The sequence below is a fragment of the Bacillus infantis genome, from assembly GCF_050107595.1.
GTDB lineage: Bacteria > Bacillota > Bacilli > Bacillales > Cytobacillaceae > Bacillus_AB > Bacillus_AB infantis_C.
The window spans coordinates 293,544-317,572 of the sequence record NZ_JBNILH010000006.1; the positions used below are offsets into that span (position 1 = coordinate 293,544).

General features: G+C 49.3%; 22 protein-coding genes, 1 rRNA gene and 1 riboswitch. Of the genes, 2 read left to right on the forward strand and 21 right to left on the reverse strand.

The genetic code is table 11. The features are described 5' to 3' along the window. Positions 1–2: 2 nt before the first annotated feature. The 6 genes from ligA to ACQCVH_RS14965 all read right to left on the reverse strand — a co-directional run bounded on the left by ligA (position 3) and on the right by ACQCVH_RS14965 (position 8,539). Positions 3–2,009, reverse strand: coding sequence for an NAD-dependent DNA ligase LigA (gene ligA / locus ACQCVH_RS14940; RefSeq protein ID WP_426836443.1), 2,007 nt, complete (start codon positions 2,007–2,009; stop codon positions 3–5). Positions 2,010–2,110: 101 nt separating this feature from the next. After that, positions 2,111–4,348, reverse strand: a complete 2,238-nt coding sequence (gene pcrA / locus ACQCVH_RS14945; RefSeq protein WP_426836444.1) for a DNA helicase PcrA — start codon at positions 4,346–4,348, stop codon at positions 2,111–2,113. Positions 4,349–4,419: 71 nt separating this feature from the next. Further along, a complete protein-coding gene (gene pcrB / locus ACQCVH_RS14950) occupies positions 4,420–5,100 on the reverse strand; it encodes a heptaprenylglyceryl phosphate synthase (protein WP_426836445.1) in 681 nt (226 codons plus the stop codon). A 222-nt stretch (positions 5,101–5,322) separates the two neighbouring features. Beyond that, the gene (locus ACQCVH_RS14955; protein WP_426836446.1) at positions 5,323–5,637 is read right to left on the reverse strand and encodes a YerC/YecD family TrpR-related protein; all 315 of its coding nucleotides are present in this window, start codon (positions 5,635–5,637) and stop codon (positions 5,323–5,325) included. A gap of 36 nt (positions 5,638–5,673) precedes the next feature. Beyond that, a complete protein-coding gene (locus tag ACQCVH_RS14960) occupies positions 5,674–6,741 on the reverse strand; it encodes a DUF3048 domain-containing protein (protein ID WP_483964305.1) in 1,068 nt (355 codons plus the stop codon). Positions 6,742–6,793: 52 nt separating this feature from the next. After that, a complete protein-coding gene (locus tag ACQCVH_RS14965) occupies positions 6,794–8,539 on the reverse strand; it encodes an adenine deaminase C-terminal domain-containing protein (protein ID WP_426836447.1) in 1,746 nt (581 codons plus the stop codon). Positions 8,540–8,722: 183 nt separating this feature from the next. Between ACQCVH_RS14965 and ACQCVH_RS14970 the strand changes: the two genes are divergently transcribed. Together ACQCVH_RS14970 and ACQCVH_RS14975 are read left to right on the forward strand one after the other, a co-directional pair. Then, positions 8,723–9,079 (forward strand): YgaP family membrane protein, encoded by a 357-nt coding sequence (locus tag ACQCVH_RS14970; protein WP_426836448.1) that lies wholly within the window; start codon positions 8,723–8,725, stop codon positions 9,077–9,079. A gap of 69 nt (positions 9,080–9,148) precedes the next feature. Beyond that, positions 9,149–9,262 (forward strand): EYxxD motif small membrane protein, encoded by a 114-nt coding sequence (locus ACQCVH_RS14975; protein ID WP_323131897.1) that lies wholly within the window; start codon positions 9,149–9,151, stop codon positions 9,260–9,262. Here the strand turns inward: ACQCVH_RS14975 and purD are convergent. From purD to rrf, 15 genes are all read right to left on the reverse strand, one after another. After that, the gene (gene purD / locus ACQCVH_RS14980) at positions 9,228–10,511 is read right to left on the reverse strand and encodes a phosphoribosylamine--glycine ligase (protein WP_426836478.1); all 1,284 of its coding nucleotides are present in this window, start codon (positions 10,509–10,511) and stop codon (positions 9,228–9,230) included. The two genes, ACQCVH_RS14975 and purD, sit on opposite strands and share 35 nt — an antisense overlap. 18 nt (positions 10,512–10,529) lie before the next feature. Continuing rightward, positions 10,530–12,065, reverse strand: a complete 1,536-nt coding sequence (gene purH, locus ACQCVH_RS14985) for a bifunctional phosphoribosylaminoimidazolecarboxamide formyltransferase/IMP cyclohydrolase (RefSeq protein ID WP_426836449.1) — start codon at positions 12,063–12,065, stop codon at positions 10,530–10,532. 25 nt (positions 12,066–12,090) lie between these two features. After that, positions 12,091–12,684 (reverse strand): phosphoribosylglycinamide formyltransferase, encoded by a 594-nt coding sequence (gene purN, locus ACQCVH_RS14990; protein ID WP_426836450.1) that lies wholly within the window; start codon positions 12,682–12,684, stop codon positions 12,091–12,093. Between the two features lie 20 nt (positions 12,685–12,704). Then, a complete protein-coding gene (purM, locus tag ACQCVH_RS14995; protein WP_426836451.1) occupies positions 12,705–13,733 on the reverse strand; it encodes a phosphoribosylformylglycinamidine cyclo-ligase in 1,029 nt (342 codons plus the stop codon). A gap of 63 nt (positions 13,734–13,796) precedes the next feature. After that, complete coding sequence (gene purF, locus ACQCVH_RS15000) at positions 13,797–15,209, reverse strand: amidophosphoribosyltransferase (RefSeq protein WP_426836452.1); 1,413 nt, start codon at positions 15,207–15,209, stop codon at positions 13,797–13,799. Next, positions 15,194–17,410: a phosphoribosylformylglycinamidine synthase subunit PurL gene (gene purL / locus ACQCVH_RS15005; RefSeq protein WP_426836453.1), complete on the reverse strand. Its 2,217-nt coding sequence runs from the start codon at positions 17,408–17,410 to the stop codon at positions 15,194–15,196. Before purL ends, purF begins: the two co-directional genes overlap by 16 nt. Further along, a complete protein-coding gene (gene purQ, locus ACQCVH_RS15010) occupies positions 17,394–18,080 on the reverse strand; it encodes a phosphoribosylformylglycinamidine synthase subunit PurQ (protein WP_426836454.1) in 687 nt (228 codons plus the stop codon). Before purQ ends, purL begins: the two co-directional genes overlap by 17 nt. Next, positions 18,077–18,331 carry a phosphoribosylformylglycinamidine synthase subunit PurS gene (purS, locus tag ACQCVH_RS15015; protein WP_224905424.1) on the reverse strand — a complete coding sequence of 85 codons (255 nt, stop codon included), beginning with the start codon at positions 18,329–18,331 and terminating at the stop codon, positions 18,077–18,079. The genes purQ and purS overlap by 4 nt, the downstream gene beginning before the upstream one ends. Next, positions 18,324–19,043, reverse strand: coding sequence for a phosphoribosylaminoimidazolesuccinocarboxamide synthase (gene purC / locus ACQCVH_RS15020; protein ID WP_426836455.1), 720 nt, complete (start codon positions 19,041–19,043; stop codon positions 18,324–18,326). Before purC ends, purS begins: the two co-directional genes overlap by 8 nt. Before the next feature lie 66 nt (positions 19,044–19,109). Then, a complete protein-coding gene (purB, locus tag ACQCVH_RS15025; RefSeq protein WP_426836456.1) occupies positions 19,110–20,402 on the reverse strand; it encodes an adenylosuccinate lyase in 1,293 nt (430 codons plus the stop codon). After that, positions 20,399–21,559 (reverse strand): 5-(carboxyamino)imidazole ribonucleotide synthase, encoded by a 1,161-nt coding sequence (gene purK, locus ACQCVH_RS15030; protein WP_426836457.1) that lies wholly within the window; start codon positions 21,557–21,559, stop codon positions 20,399–20,401. The genes purB and purK overlap by 4 nt, the downstream gene beginning before the upstream one ends. Then, the gene (gene purE / locus ACQCVH_RS15035; RefSeq protein WP_426836458.1) at positions 21,546–22,028 is read right to left on the reverse strand and encodes a 5-(carboxyamino)imidazole ribonucleotide mutase; all 483 of its coding nucleotides are present in this window, start codon (positions 22,026–22,028) and stop codon (positions 21,546–21,548) included. Before purE ends, purK begins: the two co-directional genes overlap by 14 nt. Before the next feature lie 149 nt (positions 22,029–22,177). Beyond that, positions 22,178–22,279, reverse strand: a riboswitch (purine riboswitch). A 106-nt stretch (positions 22,280–22,385) separates the two neighbouring features. Beyond that, on the reverse strand, positions 22,386–22,589 hold the full coding sequence (locus tag ACQCVH_RS15040) for an NETI motif-containing protein (RefSeq protein WP_426836459.1): 204 nt from the start codon (positions 22,587–22,589) through the stop codon (positions 22,386–22,388). Continuing rightward, a complete protein-coding gene (locus ACQCVH_RS15045) occupies positions 22,586–23,107 on the reverse strand; it encodes a DUF2179 domain-containing protein (RefSeq protein WP_187445823.1) in 522 nt (173 codons plus the stop codon). The genes ACQCVH_RS15040 and ACQCVH_RS15045 overlap by 4 nt, the downstream gene beginning before the upstream one ends. A gap of 664 nt (positions 23,108–23,771) precedes the next feature. Beyond that, a 5S ribosomal RNA gene (gene rrf, locus ACQCVH_RS15050) occupies positions 23,772–23,888 on the reverse strand. Between the last annotated feature and the right edge of the window lie 141 nt (positions 23,889–24,029).

Genomic DNA, 24,029 nt, shown 5'->3' on the forward strand with positions numbered 1-24,029 from the left:
TCTTAATTATTTAATTCTTCAACCAGCTGCTCCTCATTCCAAATATCAATCCCCAGGTCCTGGGCTTTCGCCAGCTTGGAGCCGGCATCCTCGCCTGCAATCAGGAGGTCCGTTTTCTTGCTGACGCTTCCGGACACATTTCCGCCCAGTGCTTCGATCTTTTCTTTTGCTTCATTTCGGCTCAATATGGAAAGCTTGCCTGTCAGCACGATTGTCTTTCCTGCAAAAAAGGAGTCGGAGTCCTCTGCCGCAACCGGCTTCGGCCCTTTGTATTCCATGTTGACGCCTGATTCTTTTAATTCGCGGATAAGCTCCTTCGCTTCTTCCTGCTCAAAGAATGCAACAATCGCTCCAGCCATTTTACCGCCGATTTCATTGATTGCCGTCAAATCTTCTTCAGAGGCGGCCATCAGGTTATCAATGGTGCCAAAATGCTGGGCAAGTGTTTTGGCTGCCTTTGCGCCGACATGCCTGATTCCTAATCCAAACAGCAGCTTTTCAAGGGAGTTCTGCTTGGATGCCTCTATGGCCTCCAGCAGATTATTGACCGATTTTTCACCCATGCGCTCCATTCCGATCAAAGCTTCATGTGTAAGCTTGTAAAGGTCAGCTACATCCTTGATCAGCTCTTTTGCAAACAGCTGGCTGACCACTTTCTCGCCAAGTCCGTCAATATTCATTGCATTCCGGGAGACAAAATGGATCAGCCCCTCGCGGATCTGGGCGGGGCATTTCGGATTGATGCATCGCAGAGCCACTTCACCCTCAAGTCGGACGAGCTCGCTTCCGCACTCCGGACAGTGTGTCGGCATCACGAATTCGCGCTCCTCACCTGTCCTCTGCTCGGCCAGCACATTGACAACCTCGGGGATGATATCTCCGGCTTTTTTGACGACGACCTTGTCGCCGATCTTGATGTCTTTTTCACGGATCAGATCTTCATTATGAAGCGATGCACGCTGGACAGTTGTCCCGGCGACACGGACCGGTTCAAGCAGGGCTGTAGGAGTGACGACGCCGGTACGTCCGACGCTCAGCTCAATATCCCTTAAAGTGGTGACCACTTCTTCAGCAGGGAATTTATAGGCAATCGCCCAGCGAGGACTTTTCGCTGTTGCACCCAGCTCTTCCTGAAGGGCAAGCGAGTCAACCTTGATGACAATTCCGTCTATATCGTAATCCAGGTTAGGCCGCTTCTCGGTCCAGGTGCTGACATATTCGATAACTTCTTCTATATTGGCACATCTTCTGCGCTCTTTGTTCGTCTTGAATCCGAGCGTTTCCAGATAATCCAGACCGGCACTGTGTGATTCTACACCTGTATCGCCAGTGTTTGATATCCCGTATAAAAAGATATCAAGATTACGGGAAGCAGCAATGCGGGGATCAAGCTGCCGCAGGGAGCCTGCAGCCGCATTGCGCGGATTTGCAAACGGCTCCTCGCCCCGCTCTTCTTTCCCTTTATTCAATGCTTCAAAGGATCGGCCCGGCATGAATGCCTCCCCGCGCACCTCAATGGATACAGGCTCTGAAAGGCGGAGGGGAATGGAGCGGATTGTCCGCAGGTTTACGGTGATATCCTCCCCGATCGTCCCGTCTCCCCTTGTCGCCCCCTGGATGAACAGGCCATCCTCATATTTCAGGGCGACGGCCAGGCCATCAATCTTCAGCTCGCACACATAAGAAAGATTTTCTCCTGCAGTCTGCCGCACCCGGCGGTCAAAGCTGCGGAGATCTTCTTCGTTGAAGGCATTGCCAAGGCTCAGCATAGGTGTTTGGTGCTCGACCTTTTCGAACATATCGAGTATTTCGCCGCCGACCCGCTGGGTAGGGGAATCAGCAGTTTTCAGCTGCGGATGCTCATGTTCAAGCTCCATCAGCTCTTTCAGGAGCCGGTCATACTCAGAATCCGGCACTGACGGCTTATCAAGGACATAATATTCATAGCCATATTGATTCAGCAGATTATGCAGTTCTTTTACTTTTGCTTCGGCTTTGTGAAGGTCCATCTTATCCAGCCCTTTCATAAGAAACTCGGCCGCTGCCCGCCTCCAATAAGGCCAGGCAGCTCCGCAGCAATTATGCTTTTATCGTATATTTCTGTACTCTATCAGCCTTTTGTAATCGGTGCGAATTTTGCCAGCAGGCGCTTGATGCCGGTCGGACTCGGGAAGGCGATATCCAGCTCTGTTCCTTCTCCTTCGCCTTTTACACTGACAACTGTTCCGGTGCCCCATTTTCCATGGACAGCTCTGTCTCCGACCTGCCAGCCTAGGGCATCCCCGCCGGTCGAGGCCGCAGCCGGCTTGACCACAGCCTTGCGCATAGCCTGCCGCGGGGCTGTGGATGATAGTGACCGTCCTCCTGCAGGGCTGCCAAATGGAGAAGGTGATGCCTTCTTTGGCTCAATCCCTTCGATAAGGTCTGCCGGGATTTCCTGGATGAAGCGCGATGGGGGATTCATATTCGTCCGTCCGAATAATGTCCGCATCTGCGCGTTAGTAATATATAATTCTTCCTCTGCACGGGTGATTCCCACATAGGCGAGGCGGCGCTCTTCTTCCATTTCCGCCTCTTCCATGAGGGAGCGGCTGTGAGGGAAGACGCCTTCCTCAAGCCCGATCAGGAATACGACCGGGAATTCCAGCCCCTTTGCAGAGTGAAGCGTCATAAGGACGACGGAATCGGTCTTTGTGCCATCGTCTTCAAGCTTGTCGATGTCTGCCACCAGAGCCAGGTCTGTAAGGAAGGCAACAAGTGACCTGTCCTCGCTGGCATCCTCGAAGTTTTTTGTAACAGATAAAAACTCGTCGATGTTTTCCAGGCGGCTTTGGGCTTCAATTGACTTCTCTGCCTTCAGCATGTCCCTGTAGCCGGACTTCTCCAGCACTTCCTCTACAAGCTCTGTTACAGACAAATATTCCTGCATCTGTTCGTAGCTTCTGATCAAATCGCGGAACTCGGTTGCCGCCTTCGTGATTTTCGGGCTCAGGCCAATCAGGTCAAGGGCATCGAGTGCCTGGTACATCGTCATATCATGCATCTGTGCAAAATTGGCGATTTTGTCCACAGATCCTGAGCCTATGCCGCGTTTTGGCACGTTGATCACGCGCTGGAGGCTGATGTCATCATCAGGATTGGCAATCAGCCTCAGATAGGCAAGGATATCCTTGATTTCTTTTCTGTCATAGAACTTGATGCCGCCGACAATGGAGTACTCAATATTTGATTTGAGGAGCACTTCCTCCATTACACGGGACTGGGCATTGGTCCGGTAAAGGATGGCAATTTCGGAATACTTCCGCTTGCCGCTGTCGACCATTTCTTTGATTTTCCCTGCGACAAACTGCCCTTCACCCTGCTCGCTGTCTGCGCGGTAATGGAACAGTTTATTGCCTTCTGCATTTTCTGTCCAGAGATTCTTGGCCTTCCTGTTGAGGTTCTTGGCAATGACCTCATTGGCAGCCAGCAGGATCCGCTTTGTTGAGCGGTAATTCTGCTCCAGGAGAATCGTTCGGGCATTTTTGTAATCTTTTTCGAAAGAGAGGATATTGGCAATGTCAGCTCCGCGCCAGCGATAGATCGACTGGTCAGAGTCTCCGACGACGCAAAGGTTCTTGAATCTGTCTGCCATCAGCTTTACAAGCATATATTGTGCTCTGTTTGTATCCTGATACTCATCCACATGGATATATTGGAATTTACGCTGATAATATTCCAGCACCTCAGGCACCCGCTGGAATAGCTGGATCGTTGTCATGATCAGGTCATCAAAGTCCAGCGCCTGATTTTTGCGGAGGCGCCTTTGATATTCTGTGTATACATCGCTTGCGATCTGCTCGAAGTAGCCGCCGGCCGCCTTTGCATATTCCTCCGGATCGATCAGTTCGTTTTTTGCCGAGCTGATGCTGCCCAGGATCGCACGCGGATCGTATTTTTTCGGATCCAGGTTCTTTTCCTTGAGAATTGCCTTAATGACAGACTGCTGGTCTGTTGTATCGAGTATCGTGAAATTCCGGTTAAAGCCGATTCTGTCTATATCTCTCCTGAGGATCCGCACACACATCGAGTGGAACGTAGAAATCCAAATATCATCGGCTGCTCCGCCCATCATGTTCTGGATCCTCTCGCGCATTTCCCTTGCCGCCTTGTTGGTAAAGGTGATGGCCAGGATGTTATACGGGTTTACCCCTTTTTCAACCATCAGATATCCAATCCTGTGGGTCAGCACCCTCGTCTTTCCGCTCCCCGCACCGGCCATGATGAGCAGCGGCCCATCCGTAGCCTTTACAGCATTCTGCTGCTGGGCATTCAATCCGTTTAATAATTTATCCGTTAAATATTGCATCTTTTTATTCACCGCCAAACAAACATATGTTCTTTATAGTAGTGTATCCTTAAGTCCTTCTGCAGGCAACTTTATTTAGGCAAAACAGTCTTTAAAGCTTCATCAAGATTTTCATATATTATATTGCCGACCACAATGACGTCCGCTGCCTCAGCCATTTCCCTTGCCTGTGCTTCAGTGGAAATTCCGCCGCCGTAGAAAAAGGTTGTTTCCTCAAGGGTGCGCTTCACTTCAGCCGCAAGCCCGGGATCGCCATATGTCCCGCTGTATTCCAGATAAAAGATGGGAAGGTGGAACATTTTCTCCGCCATCATCGCGTAGGCCACAACATCCTCTGCATCCAGATCCGTCTTCGCCCCTGTCAGCTTTGCCGCCTTGCATTCGCTGTTCATGATGCAATAGCCCTGGACAAGGATTTCCTCCCAGCTCATGATCTCTCCGTATTCCTTGACCGCCTGATGATGAAGCCCGGTGATCCACTTGCTGTCCCCGCTGTTCAGGACAGACGGAATAAAATACAGATCAAAGCCCGGAGTTACAGACTCAATTGTTGAAACTTCGAGTACACAGGGCACTGTATAGCGCCGTATCCTCGCCATCAGGTCCAGCACCTTTTCAAGTGTAATGCCGTCAGTACCTCCGACTATTACAGCATCTGTCCCTGATTCACAGATCCGCTCCAGGTCCTGGTCAGAAATTTCTTTATCGGGATCGAGTTTAAAGGCATGGCGCCACTCGCGAACATCATACATGCATACTTGCCTCCATTCTATCATTCCATTACAACATTATAGCATTAGACACTGGAATCAAAAAGGAAAGCGGGAAGGACATTTCCTGCATATTGATGGAAGAAGAAAAGTCCTTCCTGGAGAATGCGGGGGCAGCAGCGAAAACAAAGAGCGCAAGTCTCGGAATGCTTGCTCCTCCTAATAAAAAAGCCGCTGGATCCTCATCCTGCGGCTTTTCATCAGTTATTCTGCAGCGGCCTGTGCTTCATCGTCCTTGATGCGCTCAAGGGCCATCTCATAGGCGTCATTGCCATAATTCAGGCAGCGTTTGACACGGGAAATCGTTGCCGTGCTTGCCCCTGTTTCTGTTTCAATCTTATGATAAGTCTTTCCTTCCCGCAGCATCCGGGCAACCTCCAGGCGCTGGGCAAGAGATTGAATTTCATTTACCGTGCAAAGATCGTCGAAGAATCGATAGCATTCTTCCAGGTCTTTTAGGGACAGAACCGATTTGAACAATTGATCCAGCTCTTTGCCTCTCAGTTTTTCAATTTGCATATAGGATCTCCTTTATTTAAACAAAATTTGTAAGAGTTAATTAGCTTTATTCAAGCTGACTGCCTGGCCGAGGCCCGGGTCTGATGGAATTACATTGATCCATGTCTTTCCTCGGACCAGCGGCGCTTCCTTGCCATCAATAAAAGGAAGCAGCCTTCCATTTTCATTTTTCCACTCTACTTCCCGGAGGGAGCCTTTCTGAAGAAGATAGCCTCTTCCCCCAGTTGTTAAGTTAATCTCACGCCTGCCTGCACTGTCAACAATTTTGTGGGAGGCTTCTATGATGAGTATATTGTCAATCAGGACGGGGGCGCCGCTGTCATAATCAGCGGTCAGTTCGCCATTGGAATATCTTTTGTATTTATCAAGATTCCTGTCATATTCATAGGTGCTTGAGAATGTCTCGTTTGAAAGATACGAAACCTTTGCACTCTCTGCTTCTTCGCCTGTGAGCTGCCCTGCTTCTTCAGCTGTCATGAAGCTGAGGGGACCGGGAGCTTTTTCCATTTCATAGTTCTTTTCCGCCGCCCCCTTCAGGATATTTTCATAAGAGGTATACGAGTTATGCGGAGCCTTGCGGTAACCGGCCCTTTGAAAGAGAGTCCCGTCATAATAAAGGCCATTCAGATTGTCTATATAGCCGTTGTCCATAAGCTCCTTCGCATCCGGGCTGTTTCCGTGGCAGATATAAAGCCCGTCATACGCTTTGGCCAGCTCAATGTAATAATCACGGGCACTCCTGACTGGACCGATCTTTTCCGGCTGTTCGCTTTGGTAGATGGCCAGGAAGCGGGTCACATCTCCCTCCGCTAAAAGTTCATAAACAATATCAGCTTCCGGTAGTCCGGATTGCGGCCTGGCAGCCGGATGATTATTGATCATCACAGCGACGGCGCGGCCTGCGGCTTCCTTCTCTGTGCCAATGCCTGTCAGCGGAAAGGCATACGGCGATTCTGCCTCTGTTTCCTGTCCTTCATTTTCATTGGAAGTTTGTTCGGCCGGCGCCTGATTATTCCCTTTCTCAGGCTCTGTATCATCATTAGACTTTTTGCACCCAGAAACAAGCATCAGCACTGCTGCTGAAAGCATCATCCATTTCTTAATCTTTTTCACCCCTGTGATCCCTATCTTTCTTTATAGTCTATTCTTTTATATTTTAACGCATTATCGTTGGAAAGAGTACCGTTTTATTCATGACATCATACATTCCATGCTGAGTGATCCGGATGTACGGAAGATGGGTTGATGAGAAAAAGAGGAGCGAATAGATCGGGTCCTCGAATTTATACCCTTTTTCCTCAAGCAGCCTCAGCAGTTTCTTTTCATCCTCAATCAGGTCTGGAACGGCCTTTGCAGACATCCCGCCATTCAGCGGAAGTCCGACCTCGCATTCAATCGTGCCGCTGCCGGCAATGGCAATCCCTCCGCCGAGCACTTTGATCCGTTCAAATGCTGTCAGCATATCCTGTTTGTTCTTCCCGATCAGGATAATATCGCCTGTATTGGAGAAGGAGCTTGCCATGCCCCCAATTCTGCTGGCAAAGCCCTTCAGCATTGTGTTGATCCGCCATTTGCCCTTCCTGTCAACAAGCATGAAAAAGCATTCATCATGGTCTTCTGACAGTTCTTCATAGGAAACATCAATCGAGATGGAATACGGTTTTGTAATCACTGCGTTCTCCATTTTGATCCCAAACGGCATTGAAAATTGCATATCATCACCTGTCAGGCTCCAGTCAATGTCCAGCTTTTCGAAGCCATGTTCTTCCCAGGTATTCCATCCGTAAGCGCCTTCCACTTCTTTGCCGTCCTTCTTGACCCATTTGCCTTTTGCAAGGACAGAAACCGGTGTAGGGTTTCTTTCATCCTCAAGGAAATTGATGTTGGCAATCCTGCCTGTTGTGATATTGCCGTGCAGATAGTCGATATTATAATGCCGGGCCGGATTGATCGTCCCCATATTATAAGCGTCTACTACAGGCACCCCTTTTTCGATGGCAATCCTGATCATATGATCGATCATGCCCTGCTCGTAAAACGAGGCCGATGAACCATCTGTTGTAAAAATAAACCGGTCATATACATTGATTCCCAGCTCATGAATCTCTTCCAGCAGCTTAGGCAGGTCAGGCCTGATGGAAGAATGGCGGAGGGAAACCGTATATCCATGCATCAGCCGGTCATAAGCCTCTTTTCCTGTCATCGCTTCATGGTCGCAGTCTGCCCCAAAGAGCATCATCTTCGCCAGCGTCTTTTCCGATGCACCCGGGAAATGCCCTTCGATCTGCTTGCGCATCCGTTTGGCTTCCTGTATCCAGTGAAGCATCATATCATCGCCATCCAAAAGCCGCGGCCACCCTGTTAGTTCCCCGCCCTGCAGAACGGCATCATGTTCAAGCCAGGATTTGATGTTTCCATGGGAGAAGGCCTGTTCTTCGTTTTGGATCTCTGTCTGAGCATCAAATCGGCACCACCAATACATCGTTGAAGGAATATTGCGCATCTCCCTCAAAAAAGAAAACGCTTTCTTTTTATCCATCTGCAAAACAAGCGACATATTATCATTGATGAGTGTCGTTGTGCCGAACTGCGATGCATAGGCCGCCAGAGAATGGGGATTATAAAGTTGAAATGGATGGGCGTGGGGCTCAATATAGCCTGGAACAAGCCATTCACCCTGACAGTCCCTGATTTCACAGCCGTCTGTCCTTGCCGGAAGCTTCTCTCCGACATAGACAATCCGATCGTCATAGATCCAGATATTGGCGGTGATCCATTTATTCAGTACTTGATTCAAGTATGTAGCATTTTGCAAAAGCATGGTCGGGGCAAGCTTTCCATCCAGAACGGAGACCTGTTCCCTTATTTGTTTGTTTTTCCACCGATACCGCTGTTCGAGCAACAATGTCCCCTCCGTTTACTTGCCGCTAAGCGGCTTTGATATATTTTTTAAGATCCTAAGCGATCATACTTCAAAAAAGAAAGCCCTTTCAGAGCTGTTCTATCTATACTAACATATTTCGCTGTTTAACGCATTAAAGAATTGTAAAGAAATTGAAAATTTTGTGAAGGAGTGCAGCAGTCCATGAAAATCAAACCGAACATCGGCATATTGAATGCTCTCATCCGCATCACCATCGGGCTTACAGTCCTTTCCTGGAGCACAGCCAAGCTGGTGAAAATGCCTTGGCGCGATTCTTATCTGGTAATGGCAATGCTTGGGGCCATGAAGGTGGCAGAAGGGATTGTCCGCTATTGTCCAGTGACAGCCATGCTTGACCGCGGGCAGGATATGATGAATGGAGGCGGCACCGGCAGCCGCAAAGATCATTCCGAACAGAAGCATAATGAACCCAAGGCTGGCGGGGATAAACAGGACCTGAATGATCAGGACCTGGCGATGATTGAAAAGACCCTGATGCAGAATAACACGCTTAAATGAGAAAAAAGAAAGCGGCGGACACCTGTATAAAGGTGCCTGCCGCTTTTGAATCTTAAGGAGATGATATGATTGTTTCTTGAATATGTTACTGATATGTCGTTTGTCCTGATCATCCTGATCGGCAGCATCGTCGCAATCCTTTATGCTTTTATAAGGAAGTCCGGAAAGAAAGGCGCGCGATAGCCCTGCCGCCTATGTCCTTGCGGTAGAAGACACCTTCGCACTGAAGCTTTTCAAGCCCGGCATATACCTTTTCCTGGGCCTCTGAAAGGCTTTTGGCCCTGGCGCCGGCGAGAAGCACCCGTCCTCCGTCTGTAATAAACTCACCGTCTTCATTTTGTTTTGTGCCGGCATGGAAGACAAACAAGGAAGGGTCCAGTTCGCTGAGCCCTTTCAGCACGGCTCCCTTTCCGTAAGATCCCGGATAGCCTTTGGAAGCAGCCACAACACCAAGCACAAAATTGGAATCCCACTCTATTTCAGGCTTCCCGCCATCAATGACAGCCAGCATGCTTTCAGCAAGATCCGACTTCATCCTCGGGAGCACTGCCTGGGTCTCCGGATCACCGAAGCGCGCGTTGAATTCAATGACCTTCGGGCCGCGTCCCGTTTGGATCAAGCCTGCATATAATACTCCGCAGAAGCTTCTGCCTTCAAGCTCCATCGCTTTTGCAGCGGGTTCAAGGATCGTTCTGACTGCCTCCTGGACCACATCTTCGCCAATATGGGGAACCGGTGAATAGGCACCCATCCCGCCAGTATTTGGCCCCTGGTCTCCGTCATATGCCCGCTTATGGTCCTGGGCAATGTCAAGGGGCACCACTGTCCTTCCATTGACAAAAGCCATCAGGGAGAACTCCTCCCCCTCAAGGAACTCTTCAATGACTACCTTGGCGGAGGCTTCCCCGAAGCGGGCACCGACCATCATTTCTTCCAGCGCCTGATGGGCTTCATCCAGGGTCATGGCGACCGTGACTCCTTTGCCTGCTGCAAGCCCGTCTGCTTTAATGACGATGGGAGCACCTTTTTCGTCCAAATAGGCCCTGGCTTTTTCATAGTCAGTGAATGATCTATATTCGGCAGTGGGAATATCGTATTTCTCCATCAGCTCTTTGGCGAAGGACTTACTCCCTTCAATGACAGCAGCCTCTTTTTTCGGACCGAATACTTTCATTCCCAGACTGCCCAGAAAATCCGCCAGCCCGGCCTGAAGCGGTGCCTCCGGGCCGATGACTGTCAGTCCGATTTCATTTTCCTTTGCGAAGGCTGCAAGTTCAGGAAAATTCATTTCATCAATTGGAACCAGGGCTGCACAATCGGCCATCCCGTGATTCCCAGGTGCAGCATATACTTTATCCACAGATGGGCTTTCGCTCATTTTCCGGCAGATGCTATGCTCCCTGCCGCCGCGCCCGATGACTAATACGTTCACCATCCATCAGCTCCCTGATTAATGTTTAAAATGCCTTACTCCTGTAAATACCATTGCAATTCCATATTCATCTGCCTTTTTCACAGAATCCTGATCTTTGATGGAGCCTCCAGGCTGGATGATCGCAGTGATGCCTGCCTTGGCTGCCGCTTCGACTGTATCATCCATCGGGAAGAACGCATCTGAAGCGAGCACTGCTCCTTCTGCACGATTGCCAGCCTGTTCAAGGGCTATTTTGGCTGCACCGACGCGGTTCATTTGTCCGGCTCCGATACCTAAAGTCATCTCACTATTATTCACGACAATCGCGTTGGACTTCACATGCTTAACAACCTTCCAGCCAAGCTTAAGCGCCGCCCATTCTTCCTCTGTCGGCTCTCTCCTGGTTGCAATAGACACACTGGCGTCCTCCAGGGAGTAGCGGTCATATTCCTGAACGAGCAGTCCCCCTTCAATGCTGGTCAGCCTTGCCTCTTCCTTCTTTTCCACATCAAAAGGAATGGTCAGGAGGCGGATATTCTTTTTGCCTGTCAATATCTTAAGCGCCTCTTCAGAATAGGACGGAGCAATGACGATTTCAAGGAAAATCTCATTCAGCTTCCCTGCAGTTTCAGCATCCACTTCCCGGTTCAGCGCAATGATTCCCCCAAAGATGGAAACAGGGTCTGCTTCAAATGCTTTCGTAAACGCGTCATAGGTATCTTTGCCGGTTCCAACGCCGCAAGGATTCATATGCTTTACAGCAACAGCAGCCGGGTCCTTGAATTCCTTGACGATTTGCAGGGCAGCTTCTGCATCATTGATATTGTTGTAGGAAAGCTCTTTCCCATGAAGCTGCTCGGCGTTGGCAATTGAAAACTCAGAGCCAAGCGGCTTCCGGTAAAAGGACGCTTTCTGATGAGGATTTTCGCCATAGCGAAGCGTTTGTTTCAATTCGTATGTAACAGTCATTTTTTCCGGATTCTCTTCACCTGCAAGCTTAGTCATATATTCAGCAATCAGGCTGTCATAGGAAGCTGTATGGCGGAAGACCTTCGCTGCGAGCCTGCGGCGCGTCGCTGCCTGTGTTTCCCCGTTTTCACTGAGTTCTGCCAGGACGGTTTCATAGTCTGCAGGATCGATGACCACGGTGACATATTGATGGTTTTTTGCCGACGCGCGCAGCATTGCGGGTCCGCCGATATCAATGTTTTCAATTGCATCCTCGACTGATGCATCACTCTTGGCGATGGTCTGCTGGAAAGGATACAGATTGACACAGACGATGCTGATCGGATCAATTCCATGCTCTTCCATCTGGGCGCTATGCCCGGACTGATCGAATTTTGCCAAAAGGCCCCCATGAATCATCGGATTCAATGTCTTTACACGGCCTTCGAGAATTTCCGGGAAACCTGTGACATCGCTCACGCCGATTACATCAACGCCGCTTTCCTGAAGTGCTTTCTTTGTGCCGCCCGTTGATATGATCTCATAGCCAAGACTGGCGAGCTCCTTGGCAAAATCGACAATTCCGTTTTTGTCTGACACACTGATTAATGCTCGCTTTTTCAATTTGAATTCCTCCTGTTGACTGTCCTTATTTACTGCTGCTGACTCTTGCTGCACCTTCTGCAAATATCTTTTTCAAAGTAGCAGGATACAATTTATGCTCAATCTGGTGGATTTTCTCCTGCAGGGTCTCTCTCGTCTCTTCTTCATCAAGCTCCACAGACTGCTGGGCAATGATCGGCCCTTTGTCCATGCCGGCATCCACATAATGAACCGTTACGCCGCTGATCGGCACCCTGGCTGCGAGCGCCTGGCCGATGGCATCTTTACCCGGAAAGGAGGGCAGAAGCGAAGGATGGATATTGACGATTCTTCCCTCATATTCAGCAAGGAGAACCTCACCGATCAGCCTCATATAGCCTGCCAGAATGATGAACTCAGCTCCGCACTCCTTGAGCCTGCCGAGAATTTCCTCTTCATATGCCTGCTTGCTTTCAAACTCTTTTGCACGGAAGGCAAAGCTTGGGACTCCATTGGCCTCCGCCCTCTCCAAGCAATAAGCTCCTGGCCTGTCAGAAACCAAAAGCCGGATGTCCGCATCCAGGCCGCCGCTTTTTACAGCATCTACTATAGCTTGAAAGTTGGTTCCGCTTCCGGAAGCAAATACCGCTATCTTTTTCATGGGAACCTCCGAAATCCGTTTTACACGGTAATTTGAATTCCTTCTTTCCTTGTAACCGTCCCGAGCCTGTAGGCTTTTTCCCCTGAAGCATTCAGTTGGCTGATGAGCATGTCGGCCTGTTCCGGGCTGACAGCCGCGGCCATTCCCGTGCCCATATTGAAAATATTGTACATTTCCAGCCGATCGAGATTTCCCAGCTTTTCCATAAGTCCGAATACCGGCGGAATATCCCTTCCGCTCTCATCAATTTCAGCCCCCAGCCCTTCTGGAAGCATTCTTGGCAGGTTTTCAATGAACCCGCCGCCTGTAATATGGGCCAATCCCTTGATGTCGAATTTTTTCATCGCATCAAGCACCGGCTTCACATAAATCCGCGTCGGCTTCAGAAGCTCCTCGCCCAATGTGCAGCCGAGTTCCTCCTGATAACTGTCCAGCGCCAGGCCGGCATCCTCCAGCAGGATTTTTCTGACAAGAGAATAGCCATTGCTGTGGATTCCGTTTGATGCAAGGCCGACAAGCACATCGCCTTCTTTAATCCCGCTGCCGTCAATCAGTGCTGACTTCTCACAGGCCCCTGCTGCAAAACCGGCCAGGTCATATTCTTCTTCATTGTACATGCCGGGCATTTCGGCTGTTTCTCCGCCGACAAGCGCACAGCCGGCCTGCTCGCAGCCATCTGCAATGCCTTTAACGATTGCTTCAATCCTTGCCGGATCCGCTTTTCCGCATGCAATATAGTCAAGGAAATACAGCGGTTCAGCGCCCTGTACAACAATATCATTCACACACATGGCAACAGCATCCACTCCGATTGTATCATGCTGGTCCATCATAAACGCGAGCATAAGCTTTGTGCCGACCCCGTCTGTCCCTGATACAAGCACCGGCTCCTTCAGGTTCAGGACTGACAGATCAAACATGCCGCCAAAACCGCCCAAGCCTCCCATTACGCCAGCTCTCTGCGTCCTCTGCACATGCTTCTTCATCCGGGATACCGCCTCATATCCTGCTTCTATATCCACGCCAGCCTGCTTATAGGCATTAGCCATTACAGTTCCCCCTCGATCTTGTATTTTTTGAAAAGAAAAGCAGCATTGCTGAATGCCGCTTTTTTAGACTTTTTCGTAAGGATGAATGGTAGAAGGATAGATTTCGGTCGGATAATTACCCGTAAAGCATGCCAGGCACTGGCCTTTCAATGCTCCCTGCTCTGTCCTGCCGATCGCTTCGATCATGCCTTCCGCGCTCAAAAACGAAAGTGTATCTGCTCCAATGATTTCCCGGATCTCTTCCACAGAGTGCTCGGAGGCGATCAATTCTTCCCTTGTCGATGTATCGATTCCGTAGAAGCAAGGGTTTTTGATCGGCGGTGAACTGATCACAACATGAACCTCTGTTGCACCAGCTTCGCGGAGCATGGTGACGATCCTTCTGCTTGTTGTGCCGCGGACAATGGAATCATCGACCATGATGACCCTTTTGCCCTCGACAACGCCGCGAACAGGGGAGAGCTTCATCTTGACGCCCTGCTCCCTCAATGATTGGGACGGCTGGATGAATGTCCTGCCGACATATCTATTCTTGATCAGCCCCATTTCATAAGGAATCCCGGATGCTTCCGCATAGCCGATGGCAGCTGAAATGCTTGAATCAGGCACGCCTGTTACCACATCTGCTTCGAAAGGAAACTCTTCAGCCAGTTTCTTCCCTAGATTTTTACGGGCAGTATGGACATTGATGCCGTTGATATTGCTGTCAGGCCTTGAAAAATAAACATATTCCATCGTGCACATGGCTGTTGTTGAGGCAACCGCAAACATCTCGGAACGGAAGCCTTCATCATCAATGATCAAGAGCTCGCCAGGAAGAACATCCCTGATGAATTCTGCCCCGACCACATCAAATGCACAGGTTTCAGAAGCTACCACATAGGCATCGCCAAGCTTGGCGAGCGATAGCGGCCGCATGCCATTCGGGTCAAGCGCCACCATCAATTCGGTTTCAGTCATGATCAGAAATGCATACGCGCCCTTTACCATGGAAAGGGCCGTTTTAACCCGGTCCTTTAAGGCTGAAAAACCCCCGCGCTTGATCAGATGGGCCAGCACCTCTGTATCTGAGCTGGTCTGGAAGATGCTTCCCTGTCCTTCAAGCTGATTTTTCAATGCAGTGGCATTTACCAGATTGCCATTATGAGCAAGGGCCAGGCCGCCGTTTTGTGAGTTGAACAGCAGAGGCTGGACATTTTCATATCCCCCGCCGCCTGCTGTTGCATAGCGGACATGGCCGATGGCCGACTTTCCGTCCATTGCCTCCATGGCATCCTCGGTGAAAATTTCCGCTACAAGCCCTTCACCTTTCAGACCCTTCAGCTTTTTCCCGTCTGTCACGACCATCCCTGTACCTTCCTGGCCGCGGTGCTGCAGGCTGTGAAGGCCGTAATAGGTGATCTGGGCGGCATTTTCATGCCCCCAGACACCAAAGATGCCGCATTCTTCGTTCAGGCCTCTTATTTCAGCAAGCATGGGATTGCTCCTTTCCAGGCTGATTTCAGAACTTCAGTTTGTTCTTTCATAACCAGACCGCTGTCAGAGTGGACTTCAAGTACAGGCTCGTCTGTCACCTCGCCGATCAGAATCGCATCAGTCATGCTTTCAAATGCCTGCTGATCTTCCTTTTTAACAGTGAGGAGGAAGCGGGACTGTGATTCACTGAATAGTGCGCTGGTCTCGTCTCCTGAAATGCGGATTAAAGCGCCAAGTCCCTCAGAGCCTATCACGCTCTCAGCAGCTGCAACTGCAAGTCCGCCTTCTGCCAGGTCATGAGCGGAAGAGACAAGCCCCGCACGGATGGCTTTTAGCACCTGCTCCTGATTTCGTGCTTCTTTTGCCAGATCAAGCTCCGGCGCTTTCCCGAATATCTCCCCGTGAACAAGCTTTTGCAGCTCGCTGCCGCCAAATTCAGCCTTTGTTTCTCCCAGAAGATAAATCAGATCTCCGGCCTGTTTGAAGCTTTGAGTCGTAATATGGTCAACATCCTCTACGAGACCGACCATCCCGACTACTGGTGTAGGATAAACGGCTGTACCGTTGGTCTCATTGTATAGTGACACGTTTCCGCCAATGACCGGCGTATTCAAAGCCAGACAGGCGCTGCTCATGCCATCTGCCGCTTTCTCCAGCTGCCAGAAGATTTCCGGCTTTTCCGGATTGCCAAAGTTCAGGCAGTCTGTAATGGCAAGCGGCTCGGCACCGGAAGCTATAATATTTCTTGCTGCTTCAGCCACAGCAATTTTCCCGCCTGTTTCAGGATCCAGATACAGATAACGCGAATTGCAGTCGGTTGTCATGGCAAGCGCCTTGCGCGTTCCGCGGATCCTTACGACCGCCGCATCAGAACCTGGAGAAACAACTGTGCTCGTGCGAACCATATAATCATATTGGTCATAGACCCATTCCTTGCTTGCAATGGTAGGCTGCTGCAGCAGGCGCATCAGAGTTTCCCCTGCATTCCCTGCTGCCGGAATTTCCGTCTCCATAGCCTGGAATTCACGGAAATATTCAGGCTCGCGTGAAGGCTTGTGGTACACAGGCGCTTCCTCGGCAAGTGCATCAGCCGGAACGTCCGCCACCACTTCTCCTTTATGGATGAGGCGAAGCATTTTATCATCTGTCACCCTGCCGATCGCGACGGCTTCAAGTTCATATTTTGAAAAAAGATCAACGATTTCCTGCTCACGCCCTTTTTGGACGACAATCAGCATACGCTCCTGTGATTCAGACAGCATCATTTCATAGGCAGTCATGCCCGTTTCCCTCTGCGGGACAAGGTCAAGGTTCATCTCGATGCCTGAGCCTGCTTTGCTGGCCATTTCGGCAGATGAGCTTGTCAGCCCGGCTGCTCCCATGTCCTGGATTCCGACAAGTGCATCAGACTTGACCAGTTCGAGGCATGCTTCAAGCAGCAGCTTCTCCATGAACGGATCGCCGACCTGGACGGCAGGGCGCTTTTCTTCAGACTGCTCTGTCAGTTCCTCTGAGGCAAAGGTCGCGCCGTGGATTCCGTCGCGGCCCGTTTTTGCACCAACATACATAACCGTATTGCCAACTCCGTGCGCCTGTCCCTTTTTAATATCCTTATGGTCAATCAGCCCGACGCACATGGCATTGACGAGAGGATTGCCTTCATAAGAAGCATCGAACTGCACCTCGCCCCCGACAGTCGGAATGCCGATGCAGTTTCCGTAACCGGCAATGCCTGCCACTACTTCTTTAAAAAGGTACCGAACGCGAGGAGAATCCAGCTCTCCAAAGCGAAGAGAGTTAAGGAGAGCGATCGGTCTTGCTCCCATTGAAAATACATCCCGGATAATGCCGCCCACACCCGTTGCCGCTCCCTGGTAAGGCTCGATCGCAGATGGGTGGTTATGGCTTTCAATTTTAAATACAACCGCCTGGCCGTCTCCGATGTCAACGATGCCAGCTCCTTCCCCAGGGCCCTGCAGGACACGTTCTCCTTTGACCGGGAATTTTTTCAGGACCGGTTTAGAATTTTTATAGCTGCAATGCTCTGACCACATGACGGAAAACAATCCGAGCTCTGTGTAATTCGGCAATCTGCCCAGGATATCCTCAACCATCGCAAATTCCTGGTCCGTCAACCCCATCTCTTTATAGACTTTTTCTGTTTGAATCTGCTTCGGGCTTGGCTCAAGCATTAACGGCATAAGATTCCCTCCATTGTTTGACGATTGATTGGAAAAGCTTCAGTCCATCGGCACCGCCCAATAGCTGATCGACGGCCCTTTCAGGGTGCGGCATCATGCCGAGGACATTTCCTTTTTCATTGATGATTCCGGCAATGTCGCCAAGGCTTCCGTTCGGGTTATCGCCGCTGTATGTGAATACAACCTGATTATTTTCTATCAGTGATTTCAGTGTAGCTTCATCGCAGTAATAATTGCCTTCTCCATGTGCAATCGGGATTGTGATCACTTCGCCCTGTTCATAGGCGGAAGAGAAGATTGTTTGATTATTCGCTACCTGCAGCTGAACGGGTCTGCACATAAATTTCAGGCTTTCATTCCTGCGCATCGCGCCTGGCAGCAAGCCGGTTTCAAGGAGGATCTGAAAGCCATTGCAGACGCCAAGGACCGGCTTTCCTTCCTCTGCTGCTTTGATAACAGCCTTCATCACCTTGCTGAAGCGGGCAATCGCGCCGGAACGGAGATAATCTCCATAAGAGAAGCCGCCCGGCAGGAGGACCGCATCATAGTCATCAAGGCTTTCTGTATCATGCCACACATATTCTGCCTGCTCCCCAAGCTCATCCTGGATCGCATGGAACATATCAATATCACAATTGGAGCCCGGAAAAACGATGACTGCAAACCTCACAGTGCAACACACTCCTCAATTTCGTAGCGATAGTCCTCAATCACCACATTAGCCAGCAGGCGCTCACACATTTCTTTTACAGCTGCATCGATATCACGATCTGTTTTATCGATTGTCAGCTCCATATATTTCCCGATCCGGACATCCTGCACTTCATTGAAGTCCAGGGAGTGCAGCGATCCTTTCACAACTGTTCCCTGCGGATCCAACACACTTTCTCTTAATGTGATATACACCTTTACTTTATACATGCTGGCGTCCTCCCAATCTTGTTAAAATATTTTCATAGGCATCTGTTAAGCTTCCCAGATCACGGCGGAATACATCCTTATCAAGCTTCGCATTTGTCTCCATATCCCAAAGGCGGCAAGTATCAGGAGAGATCTCATCTGCCAGCAGAATATCGCCGGCAGCATTTTTTCCGAACTCAAGCTTAAAGTCAATGAGACGAATGCCCATTTCCTTAAAGAAGCTTGATAAAAATGCATTAACCTCTAGCGCCTTGCTCCTCAGCAGGGCAGCTTCATCAGGAGAAGCAAGCTCAAGCTCAAACACATGATCATCGGTAATGATCGGATCGCCCAGACTGTCATCCTTCAAATAAAAATCCACAAGCGTTCTTTTCAGAAGAGCCCCTTCTTCCATCCCGAGCCTTTTTGCCATGCTTCCAGCAGCCACATTCCTTACAACCACTTCAATAGGAATAATCTCGACTTTTTGTACAAGCTGCTCAGTTTCTGAAACTTTCTCAATGAAATGAGAGCTGATGCCCTTTTTATGAAGCTCTGAAAACAGCAGACTTGTAATCTCGTTATTCAAACGGCCTTTGCCGGCAATCTCTGCTTTTTTCTCCCCGTTGAATGCAGTTGCAGAATCTTTATATTCAAGCCAGACAATATTTTCATCATCGGTCAGATATACCTTTTTCGCCTTGCCTTCATATAGTTGCTCTCTCTTTTCCATGGCAGAGCCTCCTTGGTAAGAATATTGGGAATCTTCCTGATAAAAGGGGACCGAAGCCCCCTGATTTTATAAGCCTAAGCGGTCAAAAATGGTGTCCACATGCTTGATGTGATAGTTATAATCGAAGCAGTCTTCAATTTCCTCTGCAGACAGCCTGGAAGAAATCGTTTCATCGGCTTCCACAAGCGATTTGAACGCTACCTGCTTCTCCCATGCCTCCATCGCCCTCGGCTGGACAACGTCATATGCCTCTTCACGGGCCATGCCTTTATTGATCAAGGCAAGCAGCACACGCTGGGAATAGATGAGGCCAAGTGTGCGGTCCATATTTCTCTTCATGTTCTCCGGGAACACGGTGAGATTCTTAACGATATTCCCAAATCGGTTCAGCATATAATTCAGGGCAATCGTTGCATCCGGAAGAATAATCCGCTCTGCCGAAGAGTGTGAAATATCGCGCTCATGCCATAACGGCACATTTTCATAGGCTGTGAGCATATGGCCTCGGATCACTCGTGCAAGGCCAGTCATATTCTCAGATCCGATTGGATTGCGCTTATGCGGCATGGCAGAAGACCCTTTCTGCCCTTTCGCAAAAAACTCCTCAACTTCACGGGTTTCACTCTTCTGAAGTCCGCGGATTTCAACTGCAAACTTCTCGATGGAAGTCGCAATCAGCGAGATGGCGGCCATATAGTGGGCATGGCGGTCACGCTGAAGTGTCTGCGTTGAGATAGGCGCAGGCTGGAGGCCCAGCTTCTCGCACACATAGCTTTCCACGAATGGGTTGATATTGGCGTAGGTCCCGACAGCACCGGACATCTTCCCGAACTCAACGCCGGCAGCGGCCTGCTTGAAGCGCTCCAGGTTCCGCTTCATTTCCTCATACCATAAAGCCAGCTTCAGCCCGAAGGTTGTCGGCTCGGCATGAACACCGTGCGTGCGCCCCATCATGACTGTGTATTTATGTTCTTTTGCTTTATTCTTCAAGATTTCAACGAAATTCTCCAGATCCTGAAGAAGGATGCTGTTAGCCTGCTTGATCAGGTACGAAAGAGCCGTATCCACTACATCCGTGGAAGTGAGGCCGTAATGCACCCATTTCCGCTCTTCACCGAGCGTTTCTGAAACCGCGCGGGTGAATGCCACCACATCATGGCGCGTCTCCTGCTCAATTTCATTGATGCGTTCGATATCGAATGAAGCATTCTCACGGATTTTCTGCACATCTTCTTTTGGGATGTCCCCTAGCTCCGCCCATGCTTCACAAGCAAGGATTTCTACTTCCAGCCAGGCCTTAAAGCGATTTTCCTCTGTCCAAATCGCTCCCATTTCAGGTCTTGTATAACGTCCAATCATCGTAAAACCTCCATACCTTCTTTTGCTTTGCTCCATATTCCGCTGCGGTCTATCTCGGCAAGCGCTTCTGCCGTTGACGGCCGCAAAAGTGTTGCATGCCCCATTTTTCGCTTATGCTTAGGTTCATCCTTACCATACAGATGGATCTTCCAATCCTTCAGGCCCGGAATCGCCTTGATCACATCTGACTGGTGCTCTCCTAATATGTTGACCATAACTGCCGGATTTAATAGCCTCGTGCTTGCAAGCGGCCAATTGCACACAGCCCTGATATGCTGCTCAAACTGTGAAGTTTCACAGGCCTCGATTGTATAATGACCTGAGTTATGCGGCCTTGGAGCCAATTCATTTATGTAAATCTCATCCCCGTCAGATAGAAACATCTCCACTGCAAGCGTACCAACCAGCCCAAGCGCTTCGCCGATCTTTTTGGCCAGGTTCTCAGCCTTGCGTGCGGCACTCTCGCTGATATCAGCCGGTACAATGGTTTCATGCAGGATATTATCTTTATGAATATTCTCTCCTACCGGAAAAACAGCTGTTTCCCCATCGGGATTTCTTGCAATAATCACAGAAATTTCCTTTTGAAAAGAGATCCACTTTTCCAGGACACAGATGCCTTTTTCAAGCAGCTCTGCAGCAGCAGGAATATCATCTTTTGAACGAATCACATATTGGCCTTTGCCATCATAGCCGCCGCGTGCCGTCTTTAGTACCGCAGGAAAATCAAGCTTCTCTATATTATCATAAATATCGGCCGCCTTTTCGATGCAGGCGTAAGGCGCCACCTTTGCCCCTGCCCGTTCGATCGCTTCCTTCTCAGTCAGGCGGTCCTGCGTTGTGCGGAGCAGTTCAGATCCCTGGGGAACATAGGCATGGCTTGTCAGCCAGTCAAGCGCCTCGGCATTGATATTTTCAAATTCATAAGTGATCACATCGCTCGCCTCAGCAAGCTCCTTTATACAAAGCAGGTTATCGTAGCCGCCGACAATCTGCCGGTCGGCAACCTGGCCGCAGGGAGAATCCGGTGCGGGATCAAGGACAGCAATCCTGAACCCCTGTGCCTTCGCTGCCAATGCCATCATTCTCCCCAGCTGTCCGCCCCCGATGATTCCTATCGTCTGTCCAGGCAAAATTGTTTGTTTAGACAAGTTCATCACTGCTCTCCATTACTTCCTGTTTTGTCTGCAGCCTCATGCTCTCAATCCTGTCTGCAATCTCCGCATCAAAGGCTCCCAGCATCTGTGCAGCAAGGAGGGCTGCATTGACTGCACCTGCCTTTCCGATAGCCACTGTTGCTACAGGAACACCGCCTGGCATCTGAACAATGGACAGCAGCGAGTCAAGTCCGTTAAGCGCCTTGGATTGGACAGGCACCCCAATGACCGGCAATGTCGTTTTCGCTGCCACCATTCCTGGCAAGTGAGCTGCGCCGCCAGCTCCTGCGATGATCACTTTTATCCCGCGGTCTCGTGCTTCTTCTGCAAACCGGAACATCAAATCCGGGGTTCGATGGGCAGAAACAACCTGCTTTTCATAAGAAATCTCAAGCTTATCCAGCATGCCGCATGTATGCTTCATCGTTTCCCAGTCAGATTTGCTGCCCATAATAACAGCCACTTGCATATGCCTCTCCCCCAATTCTAATCTTCCACAAAAAATAAAAAGCCCGGACAGTTACTTTTCACTATTTACTAATAGAGAAAGTAATCTGTCCGGGCTCGGATAATAAAGGATAGCCCCTAATATACACAAGGAAGCAGACCCTTGAACCGGTCATATCAGCTTTCCCTTATAGTCCGGCCATTTACGGCAGCCAGGTAGAAACTTATGGGCCATATCCCCATTATTATATAAGGGTAAATCTTTATATAAATATAATTTAAATTGTAATCTTATCTAACAACATCTTACCAACTATCCTATCGGGGTGTCAACTACTATTCGAACAATAATGATTGATAATAGGATAATGTTCGTGTTTTACTCTTCCTTTTTTGCTTCAAAGACTATCTGCCGTCCTGCTGGCTCATAAGTGACATTACCGCCGGTCTTCACTTCTTTAAATATCGGCTTCTCCGTCCTCCTAACAGGCACATAGCCTTCTTTAGCTATGCGGTCCAGGCATTGGCCAATCGTTTCATTTTCAAGGACTTCAAACTGCTTCTTTTTCTTTTCCTTGCTCATGAATACAATTTTCCTTTCCTGACAGATTTCACCCAGAAGCCGCCGTGGATTGTCTTAGGCTCATAGGCGATAATGAAGGCTTTAGGATCAAGCTCCTTGATCGTCTGGTACAGCTTCAGCTCATATTTCCTCGGCGTCAGAATCTGCATAGCCATCCGGTCGCCCTCCAGTCCATTGGCAGCCCAGTTGGTTACACCATAGCCTTTTTCCCTCAGCACCCTGGGAACGTCTTTATCATATTCTTTTGTTATTACATTAACCGTTATATATCCAAGAGCAAGCTTCTCTTCAATCTTCATGCCGACAACAACACCGATTCCGTATCCTACAGCATATGCGACTAAATTCTGGATCTGATCCAGATTATCGAGTACAAGCCCCAGTCCAATTACATAAATGACCACTTCGATCATACTGATAAAAGCGGCCAAATAACGCTGCCCTTTCAGCGTAAGGATCATCCTGATCGTAAAAAAGGAGACATATACAATATTAATGACAAGTATGATGGCAACCATCACTAAACTATTTTCAAGCAAAAAATAAACCTCCTTCAAGCCTCTGCCTTAATTCAACGTAAATCCCTATTGTACAAGAGAAATCTGCATTTGCGAACCATTTAGAAAAAAATAAATTGATCTTTTTGTTATGTTAACCTATTCTCCCAATGATAAAACTGCTGCAGGGAGCGGGTGAGCAGGGAAATGAAGGGAAGTTGGGAGAAATGATGCCTTTTTAGGAGGCAGCGTGGGCTGGCGGGGCGGTTTAGGAGTTAAGGAGCAGCAGGATGGTAATGGTTTTTGGTTATTAAGTAAGCGGACTGACGGGGGGCTGGGGTTGGAAGATTGGGCAGGATTAAGTTCAGCTGGTAAAAATGTTGGTGGTGAGTTGAAGTTTAGGGCAATTCGTTGATTATGATGGGGAGTTGGTAAATTAAATGGGGAAGTCGGTAAATTAATCAGCCAATTGATTAAATAAACCACAAAGTTGGTAGATTATCGGACCAATTGATGAAATTCGCAGCCAAAGCAGCTGCTCTCCCCATCATTCTAATCAAAAACCCTGCTCATGCGCCTGCCCCGGGCACTAATTTCCTCTCAAGAACCCTTTTCTTATTAAAACCTTCTCCTTTTCCCAAAAAAAGCACAAAAAAAGAACAGTCTCACAGACTGTTCTTCATTCGCCCGGCAGCGTCCTACTCTCACAGGGGGAGAGCCCCCAACTACCATCGGCGCTGAGAAGCTTAACTTCCGTGTTCGGTATGGGAACGGGTGTGACCTTCTCGCTATCGCCACCAGACTATTTAGATGAGGTTTTTGTTCCCTCAAAACTAGATAATGCAGAAGAAGAATTACAAAGCAATCAAATGTGGTTAAGTCCTCGATCTATTAGTATCTGTCAGCTCCACGTGTCACCACGCTTCCACCTCAGACCTATCAA